Origin of the sequence: Streptomyces sp. NPDC006624, assembly GCF_040611555.1 — a bacterium.
In the GTDB taxonomy this organism is placed as follows: Bacteria; Actinomycetota; Actinomycetes; order Streptomycetales; family Streptomycetaceae; genus Streptomyces.
In genome coordinates, this window is the sequence record NZ_JBEXOM010000006.1 from 387,027 (window position 1) to 412,563 (window position 25,537).

Annotated in this window: 29 protein-coding genes; 10 read left to right on the forward strand and 19 right to left on the reverse strand. The window is 72.6% G+C overall.

The window, feature by feature from the left end; translation table 11 throughout:
• Window positions 1–10: 10 nt before the first annotated feature.
• Entirely contained in the window at window positions 11–940 is a 930-nt protein-coding gene (locus tag ABZY20_RS14805; protein WP_356441574.1) for an NAD(P)-binding domain-containing protein, read from the forward strand.
• Window positions 941–972: 32 nt separating this feature from the next.
• On the opposite strand, the gene ABZY20_RS14810 is transcribed toward ABZY20_RS14805, so the two are convergent.
• The 5 genes from ABZY20_RS14810 to ABZY20_RS14830 form a co-directional block, all read right to left on the reverse strand.
• Entirely contained in the window at window positions 973–2,988 is a 2,016-nt protein-coding gene (locus ABZY20_RS14810) for an AAA family ATPase (protein WP_356441576.1), read from the reverse strand.
• 41 nt (window positions 2,989–3,029) lie between these two features.
• Window positions 3,030–3,653, reverse strand: a complete 624-nt coding sequence (locus tag ABZY20_RS14815; protein WP_356441578.1) for a TetR family transcriptional regulator — start codon at window positions 3,651–3,653, stop codon at window positions 3,030–3,032.
• Between the two features lie 40 nt (window positions 3,654–3,693).
• Window positions 3,694–5,781, reverse strand: a complete 2,088-nt coding sequence (locus ABZY20_RS14820) for an aminoglycoside phosphotransferase family protein (RefSeq protein WP_356441580.1) — start codon at window positions 5,779–5,781, stop codon at window positions 3,694–3,696.
• 216 nt (window positions 5,782–5,997) lie between these two features.
• Entirely contained in the window at window positions 5,998–6,738 is a 741-nt protein-coding gene (locus ABZY20_RS14825) for an HAD family hydrolase (RefSeq protein WP_356441582.1), read from the reverse strand.
• Window positions 6,738–7,589 carry a winged helix-turn-helix domain-containing protein gene (locus ABZY20_RS14830; protein ID WP_356441733.1) on the reverse strand — a complete coding sequence of 284 codons (852 nt, stop codon included), beginning with the start codon at window positions 7,587–7,589 and terminating at the stop codon, window positions 6,738–6,740. Before ABZY20_RS14830 ends, ABZY20_RS14825 begins: the two co-directional genes overlap by 1 nt.
• A gap of 210 nt (window positions 7,590–7,799) precedes the next feature.
• Here ABZY20_RS14830 and ABZY20_RS14835 point away from each other — a divergent pair, with 210 nt between their 5' ends.
• Window positions 7,800–7,994, forward strand: coding sequence for a hypothetical protein (locus ABZY20_RS14835; protein WP_356441584.1), 195 nt, complete (start codon window positions 7,800–7,802; stop codon window positions 7,992–7,994).
• Here the strand turns inward: ABZY20_RS14835 and ABZY20_RS14840 are convergent.
• The 3 genes from ABZY20_RS14840 to ABZY20_RS14850 form a co-directional block, all read right to left on the reverse strand.
• On the reverse strand, window positions 7,984–8,889 hold the full coding sequence (locus ABZY20_RS14840; protein ID WP_356441586.1) for a GntR family transcriptional regulator: 906 nt from the start codon (window positions 8,887–8,889) through the stop codon (window positions 7,984–7,986). The genes ABZY20_RS14835 and ABZY20_RS14840 overlap by 11 nt on opposite strands.
• 247 nt (window positions 8,890–9,136) lie before the next feature.
• Window positions 9,137–10,390, reverse strand: coding sequence for a GNAT family N-acetyltransferase (locus ABZY20_RS14845; RefSeq protein WP_356441588.1), 1,254 nt, complete (start codon window positions 10,388–10,390; stop codon window positions 9,137–9,139).
• A gap of 78 nt (window positions 10,391–10,468) precedes the next feature.
• The gene (locus tag ABZY20_RS14850) at window positions 10,469–11,101 is read right to left on the reverse strand and encodes an aerial mycelium formation protein (protein WP_356441590.1); all 633 of its coding nucleotides are present in this window, start codon (window positions 11,099–11,101) and stop codon (window positions 10,469–10,471) included.
• Between the two features lie 211 nt (window positions 11,102–11,312).
• Here ABZY20_RS14850 and dtd point away from each other — a divergent pair, with 211 nt between their 5' ends.
• Complete coding sequence (gene dtd / locus ABZY20_RS14855; protein ID WP_356441592.1) at window positions 11,313–11,738, forward strand: D-aminoacyl-tRNA deacylase; 426 nt, start codon at window positions 11,313–11,315, stop codon at window positions 11,736–11,738.
• Window positions 11,739–11,757: 19 nt separating this feature from the next.
• Here the strand turns inward: dtd and ABZY20_RS14860 are convergent, their stop codons facing one another.
• Genes ABZY20_RS14860 through ABZY20_RS14870 form a run of 3 tightly spaced genes read right to left on the reverse strand, consistent with a single transcriptional unit; the run spans window position 11,758 to window position 13,797 of the window.
• Window positions 11,758–12,723: a folate-binding protein gene (locus ABZY20_RS14860; RefSeq protein ID WP_356441594.1), complete on the reverse strand. Its 966-nt coding sequence runs from the start codon at window positions 12,721–12,723 to the stop codon at window positions 11,758–11,760.
• Window positions 12,724–12,733: 10 nt separating this feature from the next.
• Window positions 12,734–13,171, reverse strand: coding sequence for a transcriptional repressor (locus ABZY20_RS14865; RefSeq protein ID WP_356441596.1), 438 nt, complete (start codon window positions 13,169–13,171; stop codon window positions 12,734–12,736).
• 50 nt (window positions 13,172–13,221) lie between these two features.
• Window positions 13,222–13,797 (reverse strand): FABP family protein, encoded by a 576-nt coding sequence (locus ABZY20_RS14870; protein ID WP_356441598.1) that lies wholly within the window; start codon window positions 13,795–13,797, stop codon window positions 13,222–13,224.
• Window positions 13,798–14,000: 203 nt separating this feature from the next.
• On the opposite strand from ABZY20_RS14870, the gene ABZY20_RS14875 reads away from it, so the two are divergent.
• Window positions 14,001–14,363 (forward strand): DsrE family protein, encoded by a 363-nt coding sequence (locus ABZY20_RS14875; RefSeq protein ID WP_356441600.1) that lies wholly within the window; start codon window positions 14,001–14,003, stop codon window positions 14,361–14,363.
• A 22-nt stretch (window positions 14,364–14,385) separates the two neighbouring features.
• On the opposite strand, the gene ABZY20_RS14880 is transcribed toward ABZY20_RS14875, so the two are convergent.
• The 8 genes from ABZY20_RS14880 to ABZY20_RS14915 form a co-directional block, all read right to left on the reverse strand.
• Window positions 14,386–14,646: a DUF3099 domain-containing protein gene (locus ABZY20_RS14880; RefSeq protein WP_356441602.1), complete on the reverse strand. Its 261-nt coding sequence runs from the start codon at window positions 14,644–14,646 to the stop codon at window positions 14,386–14,388.
• An 86-nt stretch (window positions 14,647–14,732) separates the two neighbouring features.
• Window positions 14,733–15,020, reverse strand: a complete 288-nt coding sequence (locus tag ABZY20_RS14885) for a DUF1416 domain-containing protein (protein WP_003991226.1) — start codon at window positions 15,018–15,020, stop codon at window positions 14,733–14,735.
• A 44-nt stretch (window positions 15,021–15,064) separates the two neighbouring features.
• Complete coding sequence (locus ABZY20_RS14890) at window positions 15,065–15,910, reverse strand: sulfurtransferase (RefSeq protein ID WP_356441604.1); 846 nt, start codon at window positions 15,908–15,910, stop codon at window positions 15,065–15,067.
• Window positions 15,911–16,049: 139 nt separating this feature from the next.
• Entirely contained in the window at window positions 16,050–16,130 is an 81-nt protein-coding gene (locus ABZY20_RS14895) for a putative leader peptide (protein ID WP_350310325.1), read from the reverse strand.
• 203 nt (window positions 16,131–16,333) lie between these two features.
• Window positions 16,334–17,071 carry a DUF2993 domain-containing protein gene (locus ABZY20_RS14900; RefSeq protein ID WP_356441606.1) on the reverse strand — a complete coding sequence of 246 codons (738 nt, stop codon included), beginning with the start codon at window positions 17,069–17,071 and terminating at the stop codon, window positions 16,334–16,336.
• Window positions 17,072–17,425: 354 nt separating this feature from the next.
• On the reverse strand, window positions 17,426–18,622 hold the full coding sequence (locus ABZY20_RS14905) for a hypothetical protein (RefSeq protein ID WP_356441607.1): 1,197 nt from the start codon (window positions 18,620–18,622) through the stop codon (window positions 17,426–17,428).
• A gap of 4 nt (window positions 18,623–18,626) precedes the next feature.
• Window positions 18,627–18,881: a MoaD/ThiS family protein gene (locus tag ABZY20_RS14910; RefSeq protein ID WP_356441608.1), complete on the reverse strand. Its 255-nt coding sequence runs from the start codon at window positions 18,879–18,881 to the stop codon at window positions 18,627–18,629.
• A gap of 78 nt (window positions 18,882–18,959) precedes the next feature.
• Window positions 18,960–19,811 carry an alpha/beta fold hydrolase gene (locus ABZY20_RS14915; protein WP_356441609.1) on the reverse strand — a complete coding sequence of 284 codons (852 nt, stop codon included), beginning with the start codon at window positions 19,809–19,811 and terminating at the stop codon, window positions 18,960–18,962.
• A 171-nt stretch (window positions 19,812–19,982) separates the two neighbouring features.
• On the opposite strand from ABZY20_RS14915, the gene ABZY20_RS14920 reads away from it, so the two are divergent.
• The 6 genes from ABZY20_RS14920 to ABZY20_RS14945 all read left to right on the forward strand — a co-directional run bounded on the left by ABZY20_RS14920 (window position 19,983) and on the right by ABZY20_RS14945 (window position 25,521).
• On the forward strand, window positions 19,983–20,762 hold the full coding sequence (locus tag ABZY20_RS14920) for a response regulator transcription factor (protein ID WP_356441611.1): 780 nt from the start codon (window positions 19,983–19,985) through the stop codon (window positions 20,760–20,762).
• Window positions 20,763–20,889: 127 nt separating this feature from the next.
• Window positions 20,890–21,912, forward strand: coding sequence for a LacI family DNA-binding transcriptional regulator (locus tag ABZY20_RS14925; RefSeq protein WP_356441613.1), 1,023 nt, complete (start codon window positions 20,890–20,892; stop codon window positions 21,910–21,912).
• 110 nt (window positions 21,913–22,022) lie between these two features.
• Window positions 22,023–23,048, forward strand: coding sequence for a trypsin-like peptidase domain-containing protein (locus ABZY20_RS14930; protein ID WP_356441615.1), 1,026 nt, complete (start codon window positions 22,023–22,025; stop codon window positions 23,046–23,048).
• An 11-nt stretch (window positions 23,049–23,059) separates the two neighbouring features.
• Window positions 23,060–23,236, forward strand: a complete 177-nt coding sequence (locus tag ABZY20_RS14935) for a hypothetical protein (RefSeq protein ID WP_356441617.1) — start codon at window positions 23,060–23,062, stop codon at window positions 23,234–23,236.
• A gap of 96 nt (window positions 23,237–23,332) precedes the next feature.
• Entirely contained in the window at window positions 23,333–24,070 is a 738-nt protein-coding gene (locus ABZY20_RS14940; protein ID WP_356441619.1) for a response regulator transcription factor, read from the forward strand.
• Window positions 24,067–25,521 (forward strand): HAMP domain-containing sensor histidine kinase, encoded by a 1,455-nt coding sequence (locus tag ABZY20_RS14945; protein WP_356441621.1) that lies wholly within the window; start codon window positions 24,067–24,069, stop codon window positions 25,519–25,521. The genes ABZY20_RS14940 and ABZY20_RS14945 overlap by 4 nt, the downstream gene beginning before the upstream one ends.
• Window positions 25,522–25,537: the final 16 nt, after the last annotated feature.

Here is a 25,537-nt window from a genome sequence, read left to right on the forward strand (position 1 = left end):
GGAGTCTCACGTGTCCACACACAGCACTTCCCCGTCCCCCGGGCATTCCGGCCGGCCGTCCGCCGGCGGCACCGCGACGGTCACCGTCCTCGGACTCGGCCCGATGGGCCGGGCACTGGCCGGGGCGTTCCTGGACGCCGGACTGCGCACCACGGTCTGGAACCGCACGCCCGGCCGGGACCGGGAGCTCCTCGGCCGCGGCGCGGCCGGCGCGGCGTCCGCGGCCGAGGCGGTCGCCGCCAGTGCGGTGACCGTCGTCTGCGTGGTGAACTACGACGCCGCCGACGCGATCCTGCGCGCCGAGGAGGTCACCACCGCGCTCAAGGGCCGTACGGTCCTGAATCTCACCGCCGACACCCCCGCCCGGGCCCGCGCGACCGCCGGCTGGGCCGCCGCGCACGGCATCCGCTACCTCGACGGCGCGATCATGACCCCGACGCCCACCATCGGCACCGCCGACGCCGTGTTCCTGCACAGCGGCCCCGAGGAGCCCTACCGGGAGCTGGCGCACCTCCGGCAGGCGCTGGGCGGCACCCACACCCATCTCGGCGAGGACGTGGGCCGGGCCGCGGCCTTCGACGTCGCGCTGCTCGACGTCTTCTGGACGGCGATGGCGGGCTGGGCGCACGCCCTGGCGGTGGCCCGGGCCGAGGGCGTCACGCCGAGCGAGCTCGCGCCCTTCGCGCAGGGCATCGGGGCGATCCTCCCGCCGCTGTTCGCCGAGACCGCCGCGGACGCCGAAGCCGGCACCTACTCCGGGGAGGGCAACCCGCTCACCTCGGCCGTGTCGTCCATGGCCCACATCGTCGACCTCTCCGAGTCCCACGGCATCGACGCCGGCGTCATGCGCGCCGCCGAGGGCATGGCCCGCCGCGCCATCGGGCTCGGCCACGGCCGGGACGGCTTCATCCGGATCGCGGAGGTCATCGCCCGGCGGTGAGACGGGAGCGTGCCCGGGCGGGAGGCCGGTGCTCAGAACGGCAGCGGCCTCCCCCGCACCACCTCCAGCCGGGACACCGCCCGCGTCAGCACCACGTACAGCCGGTGCAGCCCCCGCTCCTCCGCCTCGGCGATCGCCGCCGGCTCGACGGCCACCACGTGGTCGTACTCCAGCCCTTTGACCACGCTCGCCGGCACCAGGGACACCCGCGCGCCCGGTTCCTCCGGTCCCGCCGCCGCGATGCCCGCCGCGTCCAGTGCCTCCCGCACCCGCGGCACGTCCGCGTCCGCCGCGACGACCCCGACCGAGCCCTCCCGTCCCAGCGCGTCCCGTACGGCGGCCACGACCGCCGAGGGCACCGCGTCCGGGGTGGTCTCCCGCGTCCGCACCTCCCCGTCCCGGCGCAGCGAACGGCCCGCCGGCACGTCCACGTCCAGCCGCTCCAGCAGCCGGTTCGCCAGGCCGACCACCGCGCGCGGCACCCGGAAGCCGGTGGTCAGCGCCACCACGGTGGCGTCGGGCTCGCCCAGGTGCGCCAGGACCGTCCGCCACGACCGGGCCGCCCACGGCGTCGTCCCCTGCGCCAGATCCCCCAGCACCGTCAGCGAACCGAAGCGGGCCCGGCGGGCGATCGCCCGGCACTCCATCGGGGACAGGTCCTGCGCCTCGTCCACGACGACGTGCCCGTACCCCTCGGGGTGCTCGATCAGCCCGGCCACCTCGTCGAGCAGCACCAGATCGGCCGCCGCCCAGCGCGCCGACCTCCACGACCGGGGCGGCTTCGGCCACCGCAGCGCCCGCTGCTCGGCGGCGTCCAGCAGCCCGTCGCCGGCCGACGCCAACGCCCCCTCGTCCGACAGCAGTTCGGCCACGACCTCCTCGGGGCGCACCCGGGGCCAGACGGCGTCGACGTATGCCGACACCGGCCGGGACCGCTCGATCCGGCGCACCCAGGCGTTCGGGGGCGGTCCGGCCCGCCGTTCGGCCTGCTCGCGCAGGCACCGCACGATCCGCGCCCGCACCCGCTCCCGTCCCACCCCGTACGGCGGTTCCTCGCGCCGTACGTCCGCGACGATCCGCGCCAGTTCCGCCTCCGGCACCCGCCAGCGGTACGACCCGTCCGGCACGGCGAGCGGTCCGGCCCCGCCGGTGCGCACCCGCGCGTACAGCGCCCGCCGCAGCACCCGGGCCATCCGGGCGTCGTGCTTGACCAGGGCGGCGGGCCCGTCGTCCACGCCGCGCACCTCGCACCGCGCGATCTCCTCGTGCAGCGTCGACTGCCGCACGCCCGTCTCGCCCAGGGCCGGCAGGACCTCCGCGATGTACGACAGGAACGCGCGGTGGGGGCCGAGGATCAGCAGACCGCCGCGCCGGATGCGCTGGGGGTGGGTGTACAGCAGATAGGCGGCCCGGTGCAGGCCGACGGCGGTCTTGCCGGTGCCGGGCGCGCCCTGCACGCACACCGACGCCGCCAGGTCCGCCCGGACGAGGTCGTCCTGCTCGGGCTGGATGGTCGCGGCGATGTCCCGCATGGGCCCGACCCGGGGCCGTTCGATCTCCCGGGCGACGATCTCGCTGCCGCGTGTCTCCCCCCGCTCCAGGTGCTCGTCCTCCAGGCCGGTGAGATCGGCGGAGTCGCCCCGGCTGCCGGGCGCCCACCCGAACCGCCTGCGCACCGCGACGCCCCGGGGGTCACGCGCCGAGGCCTGGTAGAAGGCGCGCGCGACGGGGGCGCGCCAGTCGACGACCAGGGGCGGTTCGGCGGGGTGCTCGCAGATCCGCAGCCGTCCGATGTGCAACCGCTCCTCGCCGCCCAGCAGGGCCCCGAAGAACAGCGGGCCCTCGGGCAGTTCCCGCAGCGCCTTGGCCCGGCTGCGCAGCCGGTACCCGAGGACCTCGGCGTCGGCCCCGGAGGCCGAGACGTCCTCCCCGGCGACGACCTGTTCGCCGGCGCCCTCGACCATCGCGGCGAGGGCGGTCCGGCAGCGTTCGTGGTGGGCGCGTTCCCGGTCGAGGGCGTCCTGGAGCGCGGGCTCGGTGTCGGTCATTCCACCGAGCCTACCGGGAAAATGTGACCGAGTTAAATAATTTACCGGGTTCGGTCACGGAGGCCCGGCGGCAGCCCGGCCGCCAGCCATCCGAACGCCCGCTCCGCCGCGGCCACCGCGTCCGGCCGCACGTCCGCCGCCCGCTCCCCCGCCGCGACCCGCCGCCAGTTCTCCAGCGCCAGCACCCGCAGGACGGCCGTGATCTGCCCGGCCGCCAGCCGCGCGTCCAGATCACCCCCGAGCACCTCCGCGAGCGCCGCCTCGGACCGCTCCTGGTGGCGGTGCGCCCGGGCGACCAGGGAGGGCGTCCCGTAGAGCAGGGCGTGGAAGGCCAGCACCTCGGGACGGTCGTTGAGCCCGGTCACGGGATCGGACCGCTCCAGCCCGTCCAGGAAGTGCCGCCGCAGCGCCTCCACGGGCGGCTCCTGCGCCCGGGCCACCACCCGCGCGGCCTCCCCCTCGTGGTCGGCGATCCGGTACAGCACCAGATCCTCCTTGGCGGGGAAGTACCGGAACAGCGTCGGCTTGGAGATCTCGGCCGCCGCCGCCACCTCGGCGACGGACACCGCGTCGAACCCCTTCTCCAGGAACAGCCGGACGGCGATGTCCGACACCGACTCGTACATCCGCTGCTTCTTGCGCTCCCGCAGGCCCGGCTCGCTCATGGGGCGAGCCTACGCAGTGCGGCGAAGGGCCCGGCGGTGCCTAGGCGAAGGCGCGGACGAGGTACGGGTTCGCGGTGGCACGGGCCGGCAGGCCGAGGGAGGCGGTGGCGGCGGCGAGGGTCATCGCGTACGAGTCGACGGCGCGGCGGACGTTGGGCGCGTCCAGGCCGGCGCCGGTGACCAGCCGGTCGAGGTCGACGTAGGCGGAGCGGACGATCTCCACCCAGCGGTAGACCCGCCAGTCCCGGCGCCAGTCCCGGGTGTACTCGGGCGGCAGGACGCTCTCCCACTGCCGGACCATGCGGTCGCGGATCTCGGGCCGGGTCGGGGTGAGATGGATGTGCCGGACCAGGTCGTACAGCGGGTCGCCGACCATCGCCATCTCCCAGTCGATGATGGTCAGGGCCAGATGGTCGCGCTGCGTGTGGCGGACCAGGTTCCAGGGGTTGAGGTCGCCGTGCAGCAGGGCGTGTCTGCGCGGGGTGACGCGGTGCCGGGCGAGGATCTCGCTCAGCCGGGCCGCGTCCGGCAGCCCCAGCGCCTTGGCGACCTGCCGGGACTCCCGCGGCAGTCCGCGCACCAGGTCGACGAGCTGCTGACTGAGCCAGGTGTAGAAGTCCCAGGTGCCGGGGAGCGGGTCGAGCCCGGCGTGGTCGACGCGGGTGAGCTGGCCGAGCTGGTAGACCAGCCCGTCGGCCTCGTGCGGCAGCAGGCCGTTCACCGGGTGGCCGGGGGGCCGGTCGCCGTGCGGGGGGCCGGCGTAGGTGTGGATGGCGAAGGTGTCCCCGCCGTGGCTCGTGCCCAGCGCCAGCACCCTGGGGGCGGTGACGTCGACCCGGGAGCGGGCGATGGCCTGCAGGACCGCGTGCTCGCTGAGGTGGCTGGGCTCCCGGCGGCAGAACGAGGCGACCTTGCGCCGCACCACCACGGGCACGTCCAGGTGCGGCACGCGGACCACGGAGTTGAGGTGGGCGGTGCCCTTGAAGACCCGGCCGGCCGGGGCCGAGCCCTCCGCGACCAGGGCGTCGCGCACGGCGTCGCGGGGGAAGCCGGGGTGTTCCGGGACGCGCTTGTCGGGGACCCAGTCGAGGGCGGGGACCGGCCGGAAGGCGGTGGGCCTGCGGTGCCGGGAGTCCCGCCGGCGCATCAGCACCCGCTCGATCTCCGCGGGGCACGGCACCCTGGCGAACCCGAGCGGCTCGGCGGCGGCCTCCAGCGCCCGGTGCACGGTGGCGGTGGCCTCGGCGAGGCTCTGGTCGTCGAGCCTGTCGTCCAGCGACCTGGCGGCCCGCATCACGTCCGGATACACCGACTGGGCCCGCTCGAAGGCGACGTAGTGGCGCAGGTCCCCGGCCAGGCCCTGCACCGCCGAGGGCCGGGACTCCTCCATGGCCGTCGCCCAGGCCTGGCGCACCTGCTCCCACTGCGCGGCCGGGTAGCGCATCCGGACCAGGTGCGTGGCCAGCTCGTGCAGCGGGTCGCCGTAGGTGGCGAGCTCCCAGTCGACGGCCGCCACGGACCGGCCGTCCGCGGAGACGATGAGGTTGCCGCGGTGCAGGTCGGTGTGGAGCAGGGTGTACGGCCGGCGCGCCATGGCGGGGACCCGCTCGGCCAGCCGGGTCAGGGCGTCGGCGGGCACCCCGAGCGCCTCGAACAGCCCGCCGAACTCAGCCCAGTTGGGCTGGCGGACCTGCCGGTCGGCGAGGTGCGCCAGGGTGCGCAGGAAGCCCCGGCTGTCCTTGTCGCCGCCCGGGCGTGCGCCGGGCAGGGGCGGCAGGGCCTCCTTGCGGATCTGCGCCATCCGCGCGACCGTCCGCATCAGGGACCCGACCAGCCGTGCATCGACCGGCTCGCCGTCCCGGCTGAGGCGGCGCAGCGGGGTGCCCTCCACATGGCTGTGGACCGCCGAACCGTTCCGCCTGGCCAGGCACTCCGGGGCCCCGGGCAGCGCGCCGCCGATCGCGGCGAGCACGTCGGGTTCCTGCCAGGTGCGGATCACCACGGGGAGCACGTTCGGGGCCCGCAGCCGCACTATCGCCGGGGTGCCGGCCGCACGCCCCACGTACCGCGCCATGGGCTCGGTCAGGGGCAGGACGAAGTTCCGGTTGTGACGGCCGTCGTACCTCACGCCGTCCGTCGTCGCCCGCCGCACGAACTCCCCGTAAGGATCGCGCGCGGGGAACCTCCCGGAGGGAGGCGGGGAAACCGCCAGCGGGGGCACCGGCTGCTCCTGGATCAAAGTGCAACGCTCTGGAAAGTGGCTCAGAGCCTAGCGTCGCGCCGGTGCCCGCACGACTTGAGCCGGGTGATCCGTGGTCTCAATGGGGTAACCGTGACGGCAGGGTCAGCGCTTCTCCCTGAGCACGTCCAGCACCTGTTCCAGGGAGGTCACGATGTGGGAGCGGTCGACGCCCGCCTCCAGCAGCGGGGGCAGCTTGCTCTCGGCGCGGGCGTAGCCCAGGAACGGGACGCCCAGCTTGTGCGCCGCCTGGTAGTCCGTGCCGGCGTCGCCCAGCATCAGCGCCCGGGAGGGGTCCGCGCCCAGGGCCTTGAGCGCCTGGGCGAGGCAGTGCGGGTGCGGTTTCATCCGGTCGAGGTCCTTGGTGCGGCCGTAGACGAAGGGGAAGCAGCCCTCGAGGTGCCGGGTCTCCATGTAGGCGGTGGCGGCCCGGGCCGAGTTGTTCGTGGTGATGGCGAACCGGGCGCCCAGGGCCGACCAGGTGCGGATGAGCGGGTCGGCGTACGGCGTGGGCAGCGCGCTGGGGACGGCGGTGAGTTCCTGCTGGGTGAGCCACTCCTCCAGCTGGGTGATCAGGTCGCTGTCGGGATGCCGCTCGTTGAGGCCGAGCAGCACCGCCTGCGGATCCCGGTGGAAACGTTCCTCCTCGCGCAGCAGGGCGCCGAGGCCGAGCTCCTGGATCTTCCTCACGAGCATGCGCGCCACGGCGTCCGCCGGGTGTCCCGCGAAGAGCCGGCAGATCGGCCCGTCCAGGTCCCACAGCACGTAGCGGACAGGAGCGAGCAGTTTCCGCAGTTCCTCGGTCGATGCCGTCGCCGCACCGGTCTGTGTCGTATCAGGAGTCACTAGGAGAGTGTCAGGTCCGTCGTGATGGTTTCCCAGAGGGCGTCGAACCACTTCTGCGATTCCGCGACGAACGCCGCGTCCCGCAGCCCCGCCCGCTCCACGAAGGAGAACAGGACGGACTTGGAGCCGAGGACGTCGTACATGTCCAGCGCCCGGCCGCCCCACTCCTCCTCGCGCCGGGTCAGCATGTAGTAGCCGATCAGCGCCTCCTGCCCGTTGAGGAGGTACAGCTTCACCGGCGGGGTGAAGGGCAGCGCCCGGAAGGTGACGTGGACGTCCACGCCGTGGGTGGAGCGCAGGGTCAGCAGGTTGTGTTCCAGGACCCGCAGCTGGGCGTTGCGCATCTCCAGCCAGCGCTGGTGCACCGCGTCGTCCTCCTCCTGCTCCTCGACCAGGCGGGGGAAGGCGAGGTTGATCTCCCGGGAGGGGAGCAGGACGCGCAGGTCGATCGAGGCGGGGCGGACGCGGCCCTCGTGGATGCGGCGCAGCGGCTCGCCGAGGGCCACCATCAGGGTCTCCGAGGTGTGGCAGACCACGTCGACGCGGACGGCCGGCGCCGAGAACGCCTCCGCCAGGCGCGGCGCCAGACTGACCATCGTGGGCTGCGGCTCGCCCCGGGCCGGGGCGGGCGCGGCGATCCTCGGGGGGCTGCCCTTGCTGACGTCGGTGAGGAGCCCGTCCTCCTGGAGCGCCCGCAGGGCCTGCCGGACGGCGCCGCGCTCCACGCCGAACTCCTCCGCGAGCTCGGCCTGGGTGGGCAGGCGGTCCCCCGGCTTGAGCTCGCCGGTGCGGATACGTTCCCGCAGGATGTCGGCGATCTCCTGGGGCGAGGACCTCCTGCTGCCGTTCACTGCCGCGTTCTCCGCCACGTTGTCCGCCACGTTGTCCGCCACGCTCTCCTGGGCCACGACCAAACGCTACAACTCCGATCCATCTGAAGGGAGTTGTTGGAAAGTAGTTTATGACTAGGGACCAAGTGGGGACAACTTAAGCAGAGTTGGTTGCCAACTTCATCGAGTTGGCGGAAGTTTTGCTTCCGAACTTCCGAAGGGGGAACTCCGATGCCCGCCCTCGCTCTCCTCTCCGCCGCCTTCGTCGTCGGCTTCGAACAGCTCGTGCAGTGGAAGTACGGCCCGGCCGGCATCGTCGGCCTGCTCCTGCTCACCGTGGGCGTCAAGGCCAAGAGCCCGGCCGTCAGCTCCGCGGGAGCGGTCGTGCTCGCGCTGCTGATGACGGGACCCGCGGTCAGCTCGTGAGCACCAGCTCCGAACTGATCGTCTCCCACAGCGCGTTGAACCACAGGTGCGACTGCTCCACGAACGTGGTGTCCCGCAGGCCGGGGCCCTGCCGGAAGGAGAACAGCATCGACCGGGTGCCCTGCGCGTCGTACATCTGCAGCGGCCGCTGGTCGATCCGGGCCTCCCGGCGCGTCAGCGTGTAGTACGCGAACAGCGCCTCCGCGTTGTTGAGCAGGTACAGCTTCACCGGCGGGGTGAACGGCAGCGCCCGGAAGGTGACCTGGACGTCGATGCCGTGCGTGGAGCGCAGCGTCAGCAGGTTGTGCCGGAGCACCTGCCCCTGGGCGTTGCGCATCGCGAGCCACCGCTCGTGCACCCGGTCCTCGTCGCCGCTCCCCGCCACCGGCACCGGGAAGGCGAGGTCGATGTCCCGGCCGGGCAGCAGCACCCGGACGTCGACCTTGGCCGGTTTCAGCCGCCCCGCGTGGATCTGCCTGAGCGGCTCCCCGATGGCGAGCGTGAGGGACACGGAGGTCAGGCACACGGCGTCGATCTCCACGTGCTCCGCCGCGAACGCCGCCTCGATACGGGGCGCGAGCGCCACGGTCGTCGGCAGTGGCAGGGCTTCCGGGCCGGTCAGCGCCCCGACGGGATCGGCGGCGACGGTCGCCGGGCTGCCCTTGGAGACGTGGGTGAGCAACCCCTCGGACTGCAGGATGCGCAGCGCCCGGCGCACCGCGCCGCGCTCCACACCGAACTCCTGGGCCAGTTGTGCCTGGGTGGGCATGCGTTCACCCGGGCGCAGCGCCCCCGACCTGATCCGGGCGCGCAGCTCCTCGGCCACCTCGTGATGTGTCCTCTGTGGCCGCTGCGACCTCTTCCGTCCACGGACGGAGGTGTGTTCCGGGTCCACATGTCAACGCTACAACTTCCCGCCAACTTGCGGCAGTTCAGCGGAAGGTGGTTATGAGCCGCTTCCCGGCGGAGATAAGTACAGTGAAGTTGGTCGCCAACTTCGGCAACATGGTCAGACCTTCAGGGGGTTGGCCTTGCCGCTCAGGGGCTCCCTTCCGGAGGGGAGCCGGGAGCCCCGGCGCACCACCACAACCGAACAGCTCGCTACGGATGCGGGTCCCCGTCAGCCGGCGAAGGGAGCGGCTTCAGAACAGGTCCGGGCACCACGGCCGCCTGGACGTACGCAGCAGGGCGTCGGCCTTCCGGGCGGCGCCCGCTCGTTCTTCCCCGATCCGCCCCAGCGCCGCCAGCCGCACCGCCGACTCGTCCCCGAGCCACAGCGCTCCCAGGTCCCCGATCCCGAGCGTGAGTTCCGCGCTCTCGCGCGTCGGTGCGCACGAGGCGCCCTCGGCGGAGGCCTCCAGCCGGTAGCGCCCGCCGGTCAGCCCGTCCACCCCGGCGACCTGAAGCACCAGTGACCCCTCGGCCTCGTAGCCGCGCGCCTGCAGCGCCCGGACGACGTCCAGGATCCGCACCCACAGCCAGTCCGCCTGCGAGGTGATGTGGGCCGCCCGCGGGTCCGGCAGCAGGTGCGGGAGCAGGTCGTCGGGCGCCCGCCGGCCGCTCTTCACCTTCACGACCCAGTCGATGGAGCACAGGTACTGCCACAGCGCGCGCTCCGCTGCCGGTGTCACGCCGGTCAGCCACTGCACGCTCGCCGTGTTCAGCGGCTGCTTGGCGTCGCCCCAGTGGTCGTCGATCTCGTAGGCGGCCATGCCCTCGACCTCGCCGGACGCCGAGCGGTACACGGCGAAGAAGGGCTGCTTCCAGGACGGTTCGAGCCGTACGGCGCCGGTGTTGGCCTTCCACCACAGCTCGTCGCGGTCGATGGCGCCGGGCTGGACCCGGCACAGCCGCTCGTGCAGGTCGGGGCCGAGCTTGCGGACGTCCTCGGCCTCCACCAGGTCGATCCGCCCGCCGTCCGCGGGTCCCGCCCAGCGGGCGTCGAGCCCGGCGCGCGGCACGTCGACCGTCCACTCGGACGCCCGGGTCGCCGGCCCGAACCCGTACCGGCCGTAGATCGGGTACTCGGCGGCGACCAGCGTCGCGACGACGTCCCCGCGCTCCTTGGCGGCCGTCAGGTCCCGCTCCATCATCCGCGTCAGCAGCCCGCGGCGGCGGTGCGTGGCGGTGACGGTGACGCCCGAGACCGCGTCGGCCGCGACTCTCGCCCCGCCCACGGCCGTGAGCTCCTGGTCGAAGGAGCGGAAGGTCGCCACACACCGCCCGGCGTCGAAGGCGCCGAGGTAGCGGCCCGGGACGAACCGTGCGCGGCGCCCCTCGACCTCCTCCTCGGTCAGGTCGGGGGTCTGCAGGAAGCCGGTCTTCACGGCGCGCAGCCAGTCGGGGAACTCGGCCTCGGTGATGGGACGTACGTCGGCGTCGGCACGCGGGGTCATGGGGACACGCTAGGCGCGGGGCCGGTCGGTGTCGCGCCGATTTCCGACCGGCCCGGCCCGGCCCCGCGGCCGCGGGGATCACACCAGCAGGTCGTCGACCTGTGCCTCCCCGTCGCGGTAGCGGCGGGCGATCTCCGCGCTGCACTCGTCGGCCGTGCGCTGCAGCCGCCGGCGGCGCCGGGAGACCTGCTGCTCGTAGCGCACGAGCCGCCCGATGCCCGTGGTCAGCTCCGCGTCCGTGCGCGCCCGGAGGTCCGACAGCTCGACCTCGCCGAGCATCTCCGCGGCCAGCCGCCGGTACTCCTCGCCCTGCGGGGTCCCCAGCGTCACGTGCCGGGCGGAGGAGCGCTGCCGGGCCGGGGCGTCGCGCAGGATGTCGGCGAGCCGCTCCACGACGGACCTCTCCGCGGTGACGGCGACGGACGCCGCGTCCTGCGGAGCGCGCCGGGACAGCTCGGCGCGCAGGATGTCGATCCGCCCCTGCAGCAGCCGCCGCACGTAGCTGAGGTCGGCCTCGTCGCGCCGGGTCCTCCCGCGCAGCGTGCGCAGCTCGGGCAGGCTCAGCGCGGTCAGCTCGTGCTCGGGGGTGTTCGAGGGCAGCCGCGGGCTGTCCGTGCGCTGCGTGGGCGGCCGGTGGTACTCCGGCGCCCCGATCCCCGTGTATGCCGACCGGACAGCCCCCGACTGCTGCCCGGTGCTTGATGTGCTCATGTGCTCGACCGTCCCCTCGACCGGTGTGTGCCAGCATCGTGCCACCCCAGGTGGCCGCTATGGGAACGAGTGCCCCCGATAGACCCCAGATGGGCGGTTAAGCAGCAAAATACGGTCGCTCAGGGCCTGTTGGCGTCCACAGCAAACCACCCTTTCGTGCCATGCGCGAACCGCTCGCGGCGCGGAAGTCACCGCCCTGCATGATGGACACATGCGAGCTGTGGTGCAGAGGGTGGACGGCGCGAGCGTCGTCGTGGACGGCGAGACGGTGGGCGCGATCGAGGGCGAGGGGCTGTGCGTCCTGGTCGGCGTGACCCACGAGGACACCAAGGAGCAGGCGGCCCAGCTGGCCCGCAAGCTGTGGTCGATCCGCATGCTGCACGACGAGAAGTCCTGCAGCGACATCGACGCCCCGCTCCTGGTGATCAGCCAGTTCACCCTCTACGGCGACGCCCGCAAGGGCCGCCGTCCCACCTGGAACGCCGCCGCCCCCGGCGACGTCGCCGAGCCGCTGGTGGACGAGGTGGTCGCCCGGCTGCGCTCGCTGGGCGCGACGGTGGCGACGGGCCGTTTCGGGGCGGCGATGCGTGTATCACTGACGAACGACGGCCCGTTCACCGTGCTGATCGAAATCTGACCCGAAAGGTCTACAAGCGTTACGGCTCGACGACGACTTCCTGGGCGGCGGCGGTGTCCCCGGCCACCAGCGGCGCGTCCAAGGGGACGTTCCGCTTCACCAGGGCGAGGGCCACCGGACCCAGCTCGTGGTGGCGCGCGGACGTCGTGATGAAGCCGACCTTCCGGCCGTCGGGGCCGTCCTCCGCGAGCCGCAGCTCGGTCCCGGCCGCCGGCAGGTGCACCTCGCTGCCGTCCAGGTGCAGGAAGACCAGCCGGCGCGGCGGCTTGCCCAGGTTCTGCACCCGGGCGACCGTCTCCTGCCCCCGGTAGCAGCCCTTCTGCAGGTGCACCGCCGAGCCGATCCAGCCCAGCTCGTGCGGGATGGTGCGGTGGTCGGTCTCGAAGCCGAGCCGGGGCCGGTGCTGCTCCACGCGCAGCGCCTCGTGGGCGAGGATCCCGGCGGGCGGCCCGGACCGGTCGGCGAAGGCCTCCAGATCGGCGCGCGGCAGGAACAGATCACGGCCGTACGGCGTCTCGCGGACGACGACGCCCTCCGGCACCTCGGCGATCGAACCGGCCGGCAGGTGCACGACCGCGATGTCGGCCGTCCGGTCGGCGACCTCGACCTTGTAGAAGAACTTCATCGACTCCAGGTAGGCGATCAGCGCCTCCTGGGTGCCGGGCTCGACATGCGCCCAGACCGTCCCGCCGTCGTCGACGAGGTACAGGGCGTGCTCGATGTGGCCGTTCGCGGAGAGGATCAGCGCCTCGGTGGCCTCGCCCGGGGGCAGCTCGCTGACGTGCTGGGTGAGCAGCAGATGCAGCCAGGCAAGACGGTCCTCGCCGGTGACGGTGACGACCCCGCGGTGCGAGAGGTCCACGAAACCGGCGCCGTCGGCGAGGGCGCGCTGCTCACGGAACAGGTCGCCGTAGTGGGCGGCGACGCCTTCGTCCACGCCCTCGGCGGGGACGGCGCCGGGCAGGGTCAGCAGGGGGCTCTTCATATCCGTAAGCCTACGACTCGGTAGTTGAAGCCTTGAGCGTGCAGTCCTCGCAGCGGCCGAAGATCGCGAAGTGCTTCAGGTCGGTGTCGAACCCGAACGTCTGGCGCAGCTTCGCCGTGAACTCCGCGGCCACGGACACGTCCGCCTCGATCACGTTCTGGCAGTCGCGGCAGACCAGGTGGAGGTGGTGGTGCCGGTCCGCGAGGTGGTACGTCGGCGCGCCGTGGCCCAGGTGCGCGTGGCTGACCAGGCCGAGCTCCTCCAGGAGCTCCAGCGTCCGGTACACCGTGGAGATGTTGACCCCCGACGCGGTCTTCCTCACTTCCACGAGGATGTCGTCGGGGGTCGCGTGCTCCAGGGTGTCCACGGCTTCGAGCACGAGTTGCCGCTGCGGGGTCAGCCGGTAGCCGCGCTGCCGCAGATCGCTCTTCCAGTCGGTGCTCACCACACCATGAGTCTAGGCCGACTCGCGGGCGACCGGCCGGGGAAGGCGTCCGGCTACTTGAAGAAGGCGATGCCGTCGTCCGGCAGGTCGTCGGGCAGGGCCTTGGCCCAGCGCTCGACCTCCTCCGGGGTGACGGCCTTCTTCAGGTGGGCCGACATGTAGGGGCGCAGCTCGACCTCGGGGGTCTGCTTCTCGCCGACCCACATCAGGTCGCTCTTGACGTAGCCGTACAGCCGCTTGCCGCCGCTGTAGGGCCGGGAGGCGGCGGTGCGGGCCACCGCGTCCGTCACCAGGTCGATCTGCGGCTTCTTGTCGGCCAGCTCGCCGTACCAGATCTCGATGACGCCGTCGTCGCGGGTCATCGTCACCTCGACCTTGCGGGCGCCGTCGATCCGCCAGTAGCCGTGCTCGGACTCCAGTGGGCGGACCTTGTTGCCGTCGCCGTCCAGCACCCAGCTGCGGGAGTGGTACTCCAGGAAGTCCCGGCCGTCGTGGGTGAAGGCGACCTCCTGCCCGAAGTTGCACTTCTCGGAGCCGGGGAAGTCGTGCACGCCGGCACCGGCCCAGTTGCCGAGCAGGAAGGCGAGCGGGACGAGGTCCTTGTGGAGGTCGGAGGGGATCTCGATCATGGGAATGTCCTAGACGTGGGTCAGCGCTGGCCCTGGAACAGCTTCTTCACGGTCAGTCCGGCGAAGGCGAGGACGCCGACGCAGACCAGGACCAGCAGGATTTCGAAGAAGATCTCCACGGGGTGCTCCTTGAGCGGGATGCGGACGGTTGCACAGGGCCGAGCCCAGCTTACGCGGGCCGTTTCGGCCTTACGATTCCGGCTATGGCGAAGAAGCTGGTGATCAAGGTGACGGCCGGGGCGGACGCCCCCGAGCGGTGTTCTCAGGCGTTCACGGTGGCGGCGGTGGCCGTGGCCAGCGGTGTCGACGTCTCCCTCTGGCTGACCGGCGAGTCGGCCTGGTTCGCCCTGCCCGGCCGGGCCGCCGAGTTCGAGCTGCCGCACGCGGCGCCCCTGCCCGACCTGCTCGACTCCCTGCTGGCCGGCGGCCGGGTCACCCTGTGCACGCAGTGCGCGGCCCGCCGCGAGATCACGGAGAAGGACGTCATCGAGGGCGTCCGCATCGCGGGTGCGCAGGTCTTCGTGCAGGAGGCCCTGGGGGACGGGACGCAGGCGCTCGTCTACTGAGACGGCTGCGGCGGGGTCCGGCTCACCGCCGGCGCTTCTTGCCGTCCAGTTCGTCCCACCACTCGTCGGACTGCGGATCGCCGGACGGGTCGTCCCACCAGCGGTCGTCCGGGCCCCGGCGGTTGGCGACCATCGCGGCGACGGGCGGGATGACCATGGCCACCACGCACATGCCCACGGCGACGGGGACCGACCAGAGCCGCACGACGCCCCAGGCCAGCACGAAGAGGGCGATGCAGCCGCCCATCATCGCGAAGTACGTCCGCCGCCGTCGTGCGTACATGACTCCAGCGTAGGTCCGGGCAGGCCGAAGGGCCGCACCCCAGGCGTCCAACCCGGTGGGTGCGGCCCCTCGAGGACCGGTCGCCGTCAGACGGCGATCGCGACCTCCGCCAGACCGCCCTGCTGGGCGACGACCGTGCGGTCGGCGGTGGCGCCGGGCACGAGGGCGCGGACGGTCCAGGTGCCCTCGGCCGCGTAGAAGCGGAACTGTCCGGTCGCCGAGGTCGGCACCTCGGCCGTGAACTCGCCGGTCGAGTCCAGCAGACGGACGTAGCCCACCACGGGCTCGCCGTCCTTGGTCACCTGACCCTGGATCGTGGTCTCACCGGGCTTGATCGTCGAGGCGTCGGGGCCGCCGGCCTTCGCACCACACATGTCGTACTCCTGAAGAGAGGTCTGGAAAGGTCGGTGGGGGTCGGTTACTTGCCGGCGCCGAGCTCGATCGGCACGCCGACGAGGGAGCCGTACTCGGTCCAGGAGCCGTCGTAGTTCTTGACGTTCTCGACGCCGAGCAGCTCGTGCAGCACGAACCAGGTCAGCGCGGAGCGCTCACCGATGCGGCAGTAGGCGATGGTGTCCTTCGCCAGGTCGACGCTCTCCTCCTCGTAGAGGGCCTTGAGCTCCTCGTCCGACTTGAAGGTGCCGTCGTCGTTGGCGTTCTTCGACCACGGGATGTTGCGGGCGCTGGGCACGTGGCCGGGGCGCTGGGACTGCTCCTGCGGCAGGTGGGCCGGGGCGAGCAGCTTGCCGGAGAACTCGTCGGGCGAGCGCACGTCGACGAGGTTCTGCGCGCCGATGGCGGCGACGACGTCGTCGCGGAAGGCGCGGATGGACGTGTCCTGCGGCTTGGCCTTGTAGTCCGTCTTCGGACGCTCGGGCACCTCGTCGCCGGCGACCAGCTCGCGGGCGTCGAGCTCCCACTTCTTGCGGCCGCCGTCGAGGAGCTTGACGTTCTCGTGGCCGTACAGCTTGAAGTACCAGTAGGCGTACGAGGCGAACCAGTTGTTGTTGCCGCCGTACAGGACCACGGTGTGGTCGTTGGCGATGCCCTTCTCCGACAGGAGCTTCTCGAAGCCCTCCTGGTCGACGAAGTCACGGCGGACCGGGTCCTGCAGGTCCTGGGTCCAGTCGATCCGGATGGCGTTCTTGATGTGGTTCTTCTCGTAGGCGGACGTGTCCTCGTCCACCTCGACGATGGCGATGGTCGGGTCGTCCAGGTGCTCCTGGAGCCAATCGGCGTCTACCAGGACGTCGTTGCGGCTCATGCTCTTTCTCCTCCGGGGCAGTTGCGGCGGGGCGTGCGAGATCTGCGGAGCGCGCGCCCGAAGACGGGGGCGGCGCACGGGTGCCCTGGATGCAGGGCGGCGGGAATGCGCGCGTCGGCGCGAGTGCCGACGCGGTCGCTCAGAAGGTGCGACAGAGCATGGCGGCGACGCGGCACAGGTCTACTGCCCGCCGCTTCGTGAGATCCGCCTGTCGCTTCATGCCGTCGATCGTAGGGACGGCAGGGCGCGCGTGTCACCGGTGTGTCGCATAGTGAGACAGGATGATCCGCCATATGGGATCGAGGCCCCACAGGGGCGCTTCCCGCCCGGATTCCGCCCGGCTGTATCCGCCGTCACATCTACGCTGCGGACACAGCCGTCTCGCCCACCGGACATCGCAGGTGGGGTCCGCCGTGCCCCTACCTACCCGGCGAGGCGGACGTTGGAACCCTTGACCGCGATCTCGACGCCGTCCGGGGCGGCCTGCACCTTGTCGAGCTCGATGCCGCCGGGGAGGCCGTCGACGACCTGCTGGAAGTCGGTGATGGCGCGGACGCGGTTCTCGGCGAGGTCGACACCGGCGAAGCTGGGCAGGCCGTCGGCCTTGACCCGGACGGTGTCGCCGTCGACCGTCACGGTGCTGAGCACGGAGACCGGCTCCGGCAGCTTCGTGCCGAGCACGGTGGCCTCGACGGTGACCTTGATCTTGCCGTTGCCGCCGTCGGAGAGACCGAGGACGCGGGCGGTGACACCGGGGGCGACCTGCGTGGGCTCGGACTTCGCCGTCTTCAGCAGCTCGTCGTAGGAGATGGTCGCGGTGCCGGTGGCGCTGGTGGCGGTCGCGGAGCTGTAGTCGCCGGAGAACTCGACGCCCTTCATGTCGGCGCGGAGGTCGTCGATACGGATCTTCCGGGCGCCGTCGCCCGCGGCGGCCTCGTAGGCGTCGATGCCGACCTCGATGTCGTCGAGGGAGCCGGCGGCGACCTGGGTGAGGAACGGGAAGCCCTTGATCGAGACGTCGGGCGTGGTGGAGAGGTTCTCGGTCGTCTTCAGCCGGTCGGCGGCCTCGTCCTCGGCGAAGCCCACGGCGAGGCGGTCGGCGAGGACGAAGAGTCCGCCCAGGATCACGACGAAGATCAGCAGTATTCGCAGGGCGCGCATCCGGTGTGTTCCCCCACCCAGTCGTTCGACAACGGTCCCTGACGACCGGGTGGCCGCCTTGCGTGAGCGTAACTCCGCGGGGAAGGGGGACCGGCGAATTGTCGATCAGCTGTGACAGGGTGCGCGGCACCGCCGCCGGGGCGGACCCGCACCCGCGCACGCACGGAAGGGGACGTGCCGGGGGGTGTCCGCCCGCAGCGGTCGGCGCGTCAAAGAACAGTCAGTCGGCACGCAACCCCATCGCGCCGATCCGAGGACGGACACCCCCCGGCGCGGCCCCGCCCCACAACCCGGCGCAACGCGCAACGCGCACCCCCACCCACGCCGCACAGGCCGCACAGGCCACCGCAGGCGCTACGCCAGTGCCCGCCCCAGGACGTAGACCGCCGGGGCCGCGGCCGCCAGGGGCAGGGCCACTCCCGCGGTGAAGTGGACGAAGCGGGACGGGTAGTCGTAGGCGGCGACGCGGTGGCCGATCAGGGCGCAGACCGCCGCGCCCGCGCCCAGGAACGCGCCCGAGGCGCCCAGCCCGGTCATCGCCCCGGCCGCGACACCGCCGCCCGCCGCCGCGAGCAGCGCCACCGCCACCGACGCCGCCGTAGGCAACGGCAGCGCACGCGCCACGGCCGCGACCGCCACGGCGACCGCGCCGACGGTGACCGCGTCCGCGTCCGCCGCGAGGTAGCCGCCCGCCGCGATCGCCAGCGCCGCCGCCACGACCGTCGCCATCAGGCCGTACATCCGCTCGTCGGGATCCGCGTGCGAGCGCAGCTGCAGCACCAGCGCCAGCAGCACCCACACGCCGAGCGTCCCGAGGATCGCCGCCGGCGACCGGCCGGACACCAGCAGCGCCGCGTCCGCGGCGAGCGCCCCGGCGAAGCCCAGTGCGATGCCCTGCCGCGCCGGCCACATCCCGTTCAGCCGGAACCAGCCGGCCGCGGTGACGGCCTGCAGCACGACCAGCGGCACGAGCAGCGCGTACGTCCCGACCGCCGCCGCACCGGCGAGCAGCAGCCCCAGCAGCGCCGTCAGCCCGGCCGGCTGCATCCCGGGCTCGATGATCGGCGAGCGCCCCTCCGCGCGGGCCCGCTGCGCGTCGGTGACCCGGGGGTTCCCGGCGAGGGTGGCGGGCCCGTACCCGGTGTCGTCCCCGGCGGCGGGCACGGTGGGTACGGGGGCGGGCTGCGGCGTCGCGTGGCCCTGCTGCGGCAGATACGCCGTCTCGGCGGCCGGCGCGGCCGGCGCGGACACCGCCTGCTGCGTCTGCGTCTCCCAGGTCTGTCCCTGCCACTGCTGCGTGTACTGCTGAGCGGCGTGCGGGTCCTCGTACCCCTGGTACTGCTGGTACTGCTGATGTTGCTGCTGTTGGTATTGGTGCTGCGGGTACCCCTGCTGCTCCTGCCCGGGCCACGGCTGCGCGGGCTGCTGAGGCTGCGGCTGCTGCTGAGGCTGCTGCTGACCGTAAGAGCCATAGGGCTCGTGACCGTCGTACCGGTCGTACCCGTCGTACCCCTTGCCCCCGCTGCCGCCGTCGTACGGCTGGTCGGTCATGCGCTCATCCTCCTGCGAACGGCGGAAGCACCTCGACCGTGCCGCCGTCGGCCAGCCGTACCGTCTCGTGCTCGCGGGTGCCCACGGGGTCGCCGTCCACGAGGAACGAGCATCGCCGCAGCACGCGCTCGAGCTCGCCCGGGTGCCGCTCGCGCACCTCGTCGAGCGCCTCGGCGAGCGTGGCCGCCTCGTACGCTTCCTCGGCCACCCCGGCCGCGGCCTTGGCGGCGGCCCAGTAGCGCACCGTGACCTCTGGCATCTGCTTCCTCAATCGCACAGTCGCCGCGGACGCGCGGCGGACTCACAACGGGCTCACCGGACGGTGAACCACGCCAGGCTAGCCCGCCCGGCGGACGACCCACTCCCCGATGCGGGCCAGCAGCTCGTCGCCCGCCGCGTGCTCGGCATGCCCCATGCCCGGCTCCAGCCACAGTTCGCCCTGGTCACCGGCGGCGGCCGCCAGCATCCGCGGATGGTCGACGGGGAAGTAGCCGTCGCTGTCGCCGTGCACGATCAGCAGCGGCGTCGGCGCGATCCTCGGCACCGCCTCCACCGGCGACAGCGGCACCGGGTCCCAGTGCCGGTGGTGGATGCGCGTACGGAAGCCGTAGCGCCCGACCACCCGGCCCGCCGGCCGCGTCACCATCCAGTGCAGCCGGCGCATCGGCGCGGTGCCCCGGTAGTACCACCGGGCGGGCGCGCTCACCGAGACGACCGCGTCCGTCGCCGCCCCGTGCAGCGCGGCGTGCCGCAGCACCACCGAGCCGCCCATGGAGAACCCGACCGTGGCCACGCGCGCGTGGCCGAGCCGGCGCGCCCAGTCGGCCGCCGCGGCGAGGTCGAGCACCTCCCGGTCCCCGACCGTGGACCGCCCGCCGGACGCCCCGTGGCCGCGGAACGAGAAGGTGACCACGGCCCCGTACCGGGCGAGGACCCGCGCCACGCGCCGGATGTGCGGCCGGTCGGCGGCGCCGGTGAAACCGTGCGCGACGACGAACACGGGATGTCCGGAAGGCGTCCGGGAGGCGTCGTGCGCGGCGGTCCCCGGGTCGTACACGGCCTCGATCGGCACGCCGTCGGAGGCGCGCAGAAACGTCCTCAGGGGCTTCCGTACAGGCGTTCCCTCGACCGTCTCACTGTGCGGACGATCGGTGGAACGCGCCACATGACCTGCCGGACCAGAGCTCATGTGGGCTATTCTGCTGGGCAGAGGACTCGGGCAGCGACGCCCCCGGGTCCTTTTGTGCTTTCGGAAGCGTTGTATACGACGCGGGAAACCGCAGGTGTACGGGCCTTCGGGATCGCAGAGCAGTGCTGTGCCAACAAACGTCCTCGCAGGGACCGAGGAGGAACCAGACATATGAGTTCTCTGCTGCTCCTGACCAACGCCCTCCAGCCGTCGACGGAGGTGCTCCCCGCCCTCGGCCTGCTCCTGCACAACGTGCGTGTGGCTCCGGCGGAGGGCCCCGCCCTCGTCGACACCCCGGGCGCCGACGTCATCCTCGTCGACGGCCGGCGCGACCTCCCCCAGGTCCGCAGCCTGTGCCAGCTGCTGCGCTCCACCGGCCCCGGCTGCCCGCTGGTGCTCGTCGTCACGGAGGGCGGCCTCGCGGCGGTCACCGCGGACTGGGGCATCGACGACGTGCTGCTCGACACCGCAGGGCCCGCCGAGGTCGAGGCGCGGCTGCGGCTGGCCATGGGCCGCCAGCAGATCGTCACCGACGACTCTCCGATGGAGATCCGCAACGGCGACCTGTCGGTCGACGAGGCGACCTACTCCGCCAAGCTCAAGGGCCGGGTCCTCGACCTGACCTTCAAGGAGTTCGAGCTCCTGAAGTACCTCGCGCAGCACCCCGGCCGCGTCTTCACGCGCGCCCAGCTGCTGCAGGAGGTGTGGGGCTACGACTACTTCGGCGGTACGCGCACGGTCGACGTGCACGTGCGGCGCCTGCGCGCCAAGCTCGGCCCCGAGCACGAGTCGCTGATCGGCACCGTCCGGAACGTGGGTTATCGATTCGTTACGCCGGAGAAGGTGGAGCGCGCCGCCGAGGAGGCGAAGGCCAAGGCGGCCAAGGCAAAGCCGGACAACGCGGACGAGTCGGCCGCCGTGGAGGCATCCGAGGCCCGCGCCCGGGCGTGAGAGGCGTACGGCGGCGCCCGATCGGGCATCGCATCCCCGACCGGCGCCCCCGGACGCCGGTCGGGATATCGTACGGAACCCCCTTTACGCCCTGCCCAGAGCGGGTATATCCGCGTAGACTCCGCGCGTGGCCAAGGTGACTCGGGATGATGTGGCGCGGCTGGCAGGGACTTCCACTGCCGTGGTCAGCTATGTCATCAACAACGGACCCCGGCCGGTCGCCCCGGCCACGCGCGAGCGTGTCCTCGCCGCGATCAAGGAACTGGGGTACCGGCCGGACCGCGTGGCCCAGGCGATGGCCTCCCGGCGCACGGACCTGATAGGCCTGATCATCCCGGACGCCCGCCAGCCCTTCTTCGGGGAGATGGCGCACGCGGTCGAGCAGGCCGCCTCCGAGCGCGGGAAGATGGTCCTCGTCGGCAACACGGACTACGTGGGCGAGCGCGAGGTCCACTACCTGCGGGCCTTCCTGGGCATGCGGGTCTCCGGGCTGATCCTGGTCAGCCACGCGCTGAACGACCTGGCCGCCGCCGAGATCGAGGCCTGGGACGCCCGGGTCGTGCTGCTGCACGAGCGCCCCGAGGCCATCGACGACGTCGCCGTCACCACGGACGACCTGGGCGGCGCCGAGCTCGCCGTCCGCCACCTGCTGGAGCACGGCTACGAGTACGTCGCCTGTATGGGCGGCATAGCCGAGACGCCCGCGGTCGGCGACCCGGTCTCCGACCACGTCGAGGGCTGGCGCCGGGCCATGGACGAGGCCGGCATCTCCACGGAGGGCCGCCTCTTCGAGGCGCTCTACAACCGCTACGACGCGTACCAGGCGGCCCTGAAGATCCTGTCCGGGCCCGAGCGTCCGCCGGCGATCTTCTGCTCCACCGACGACCAGGCGATCGGCCTGCTCCGCGCGGCCCGCGAGCTGCGGATCGACGTCCCCGGCGAGCTGGCGGTGGCCGGCTTCGACGACATCAAGGAAGCGGCGCTGACCGACCCGCCCCTGACCACGATCGCCTCCGACCGCCCGGCGATGGCCCGGGCGGCGGTGGACCTCGTCCTCGACGACGGGCTGCGGGTCGCGGGGTCGCGGCGCGAGCGGCTGAAGGTCTTCCCGTCGCGGCTGGTGGTACGCCGCTCCTGCGGCTGCGAGTAGCCCCTCCCGGCATCCCCGGGGCCCGCCTTTATATCGGGCATACGCGGTTCTGTCGGGCTTCTCAGCCGGGCCTCAGGAAGCTCTCATGGTCGGGAGACAAGCTCGGTGACATGACCGAGAGCTTCCACCGCAGTGGCGAGTACCAGAACCCTCACGAGGGTCAGCAGCAGGCCCCGGTGAACCCCGAGTGGCCGCCCCCGCCGGCGTACGCCCCGGCACAGGCTCCTCCGGCACCGGCTCCGGCGGCACAGGCTCCGAAGAAGCGCGGCCGCGGCCCCGTGGCCCTGATAGCCGCCGTGGCCATCGTCGCCGCGGCGATCGGCGGCGGCACCGCCTACGGCATCCAGGAGCTGACCGGCGGCGACACCGTCGCCTCCAGCTCGACCAGCACCGACGTCGTGCCGGCCGCTCAGAAGGGCACGGTCGCCGGGGTCGCCAAGGCGGTCAGCCCCAGCATCGTCGAGATCAGCGCCGACTCCGGCTCCGGGTCCTCCACCGGCTCCGGCGTGATCATCACCGGTGACGGCGAGATCGTCACCAACAACCACGTCGTCTCCGGGGCCTCGCAGATCAAGGTGACCACCAGCACCGGCAAGACCTACAGCGCCGAGGTCGTCGGCACCGACAGCAAGAAGGACCTGGCCCTGATCAAGCTGAGGGACGCCTCCGGTCTGAAGGCCGCCACGCTCGGCGACTCCTCCGGTGTCCAGGTCGGCGACCAGGTCGTGGCGATCGGCTCCCCCGAGGGCCTGTCCGGCACGGTGACCAGCGGCATCATCTCGGCCCTCGACCGGGACGTCACCGTCCCCACCGACGAGAGCCAGGGCCAGCAGCGGTTCCAGCAGGGTGACGGATGGCCCTTCGAGTACGGCGGGCGCCAGTTCAACGGCGACACCGGCAGCGACACCACGACGTACAAGGCGCTGCAGACCGACGCGTCCCTCAACCCGGGCAACTCCGGCGGCGCGCTGATCGACATGAACGGCAACATCATCGGCATCAACTCCGCGATGTACTCGCCGACGAGCCAGGCGTCCTCGTCCTCCGAGGCCGGCAGCGTGGGCCTGGGCTTCGCGATTCCGGTCAACACGGTGAAGGCCGACCTCGCGAAGCTGCGGGCCGGCTCGACGGACTGAGGGGTACGGCGATGATCCGGAAGATCGCGCACGCCCGGACCGGCACCGGCCCGGCGGAGACCGGGCTGGCCCTGGCGGTGGCGCACGCACTGCACCCGCCGGCGAGCCGGGCACCCGAGGTGGCCGCCCCGGCGGCGCGGCGGGCGGCCCGGGCCACGGCGGCCCGCCGCCGCACCGCACGCGGCTGACGCGGCCGACGCTCCTGCCGCCCGGTCCCGCCGACGTGCGAGGCTGAGAACGTCAGAGCACCCCGTCCGCCCCTTCACCCCCGAGGACCCCGACGCATGAGCCCCGCAGACGGCGACCGTGACCCCCAGCGCATCCTGATCGTCGACGACGAGCCGGCGGTGCGCGAAGCACTCCAGCGCAGCCTCGCCTTCGAGGGGTACGAGACGGAGGTCGCGGTCGACGGCGCGGACGCCCTGGAGAAGGCCGCGGCCCACCGCCCCGACCTGGTCGTCCTCGACATCCAGATGCCCCGCATGGACGGCCTGACCGCCGCGCGCCGCATCCGCGCCACGGGCGACACCACACCGATCCTGATGCTCACGGCCCGCGACACGGTCGGCGACCGGGTCACCGGCCTCGACGCGGGCGCCGACGACTACCTGGTCAAGCCCTTCGAACTCGACGAACTCTTCGCCCGGATCCGCGCGCTGCTGCGCCGCAGCTCCTACGCGGCGGCCGTGGCCGCGGCCGACGCGGCCGACGACGACGCGCTCACCTTCGCCGACCTGCGCATGGACCTCGCGACACGCGAGGTCACCCGGGCCGGCCGCCAGGTGGAGCTGACGCGTACGGAGTTCACGCTGCTGGAGATGTTCATGGCCCACCCGCGCCAGGTCCTCACCCGGGAGCAGATCCTCAAGGCGGTGTGGGGCTTCGACTTCGAGCCGTCGTCGAACTCCCTGGACGTGTACGTGATGTACCTGCGGCGCAAGACGGAGGCGGGCGGCGAGCCGCGTCTGGTGCACACGGTGCGCGGGGTCGGCTACGTGTTGCGGCAGGGCGGCGCGGAGTGAGCAGGCTCGTGCGCCGTTTCCGCTCGCTGCCACTCCGCTCCCGGCTGGCCCTGCTGGTGGCGGCGGCGGTGGCGTTCGCGGTGGCGGCGGTGTCGGTGACGTGCTGGTTCATCGTGCAGGGGAAGTTGTACGACCAGGTGGACAACGACCTGGAGCGGATGCTGCAGAAGCCGGGGCAGAACATCGCCATCCAGCAGGCGGTGGACAACTGCACGCAGACCGTGCAGGGCGGCGACAGCTTCCGCAACAGTTCCTACTTCGAGGTCGTCAAGGCGGACGGTGAGATCTGCGTCCACTCCGACTCCGTGGGCTTGGTCAAGGTGACCGGGGACGACAAGGACGTGATCAGGAACTCGCCCGTCGGCCGGGGCATCGTCCGCAACGGAACCGACGAACACGGCAACGCCCTGCGCGTGATGACCCTGCGGTTGGCGTCCGAACAGCCCGACGCGCCCAACGCCGCGCTGATCCTCGCCGTACCCCTCAAGAACACACAGGCCACGCTCAATGATCTCGCCCTGATCCTGCTGCTGGTCTCGGGCATCGGGGTCCTGGGTTCCGGAGCCGCGGGGCTGGCGGTCGCCCGGGCCGGGCTGCGCCCCGTCGACAAACTCACCGAGGCCGTCGAGCACGTGGCCCGCACGGAGGATCTCGACATCCGCATCCCCGTGGAGGACGACAGCGAGGACGAGATCGCCCGCCTCTCCCGTTCCTTCAACTCGATGACCTCGTCCCTGGCCAGCTCCCGTGACCTGCAGCAGCAGCTCATCGCGGACGCGGGCCACGAGCTGCGCACGCCGCTGACGTCTCTCCGCACGAACATCGAACTCCTCTCCCGCAGCGAGGAGACGGGCCGCCCCCTCCCCGAGGCGGACCGCAAGGCCCTGCTCGCGTCGGTGAAGGCGCAGATGACGGAACTGGCCGCGCTCATCGGCGACCTGCAGGAACTGTCCCGCCCGGACCCGGGCCAGCACGCGGGCCGTACACAGATCGTGGCCTGGCAGGACATCGTCGAGTCGGCGCTGCGGCGGGCCCGGCTGCGCGGCCCGGAGCTGACGATCACGGCGGACGTCCAGCCCTGGTTCGTCCGCGCGGAACCGTCGGCTCTGGAGCGGGCGGTGGTCAACATCCTCGACAACGCGGTGAAGTTCAGCCCGGACGGCGGCACGATCGAGGTGCGGCTGGCCGACGGCACGCTGACGGTCCGCGACCACGGCCCGGGCATCCCCGCCGAGGAACTCCCCCACGTCTTCGACCGCTTCTGGCGCTCCCCGAGCGCACGCGCCCTGCCGGGCTCGGGCCTGGGCCTGTCGATCGTGGCCCGGACGGTCCAGCAGGCGGGCGGCGAGGTGTCCCTGTCCCCGGCGGAGGGGGGCGGCACGGTGGCGACGGTCCGCCTGCCGGGAGCAGCGGTGCCGCCGCCGGAGGGGCCTGTTCCTTCTACTTCTTGAGGTGCGTGAGGAAGGA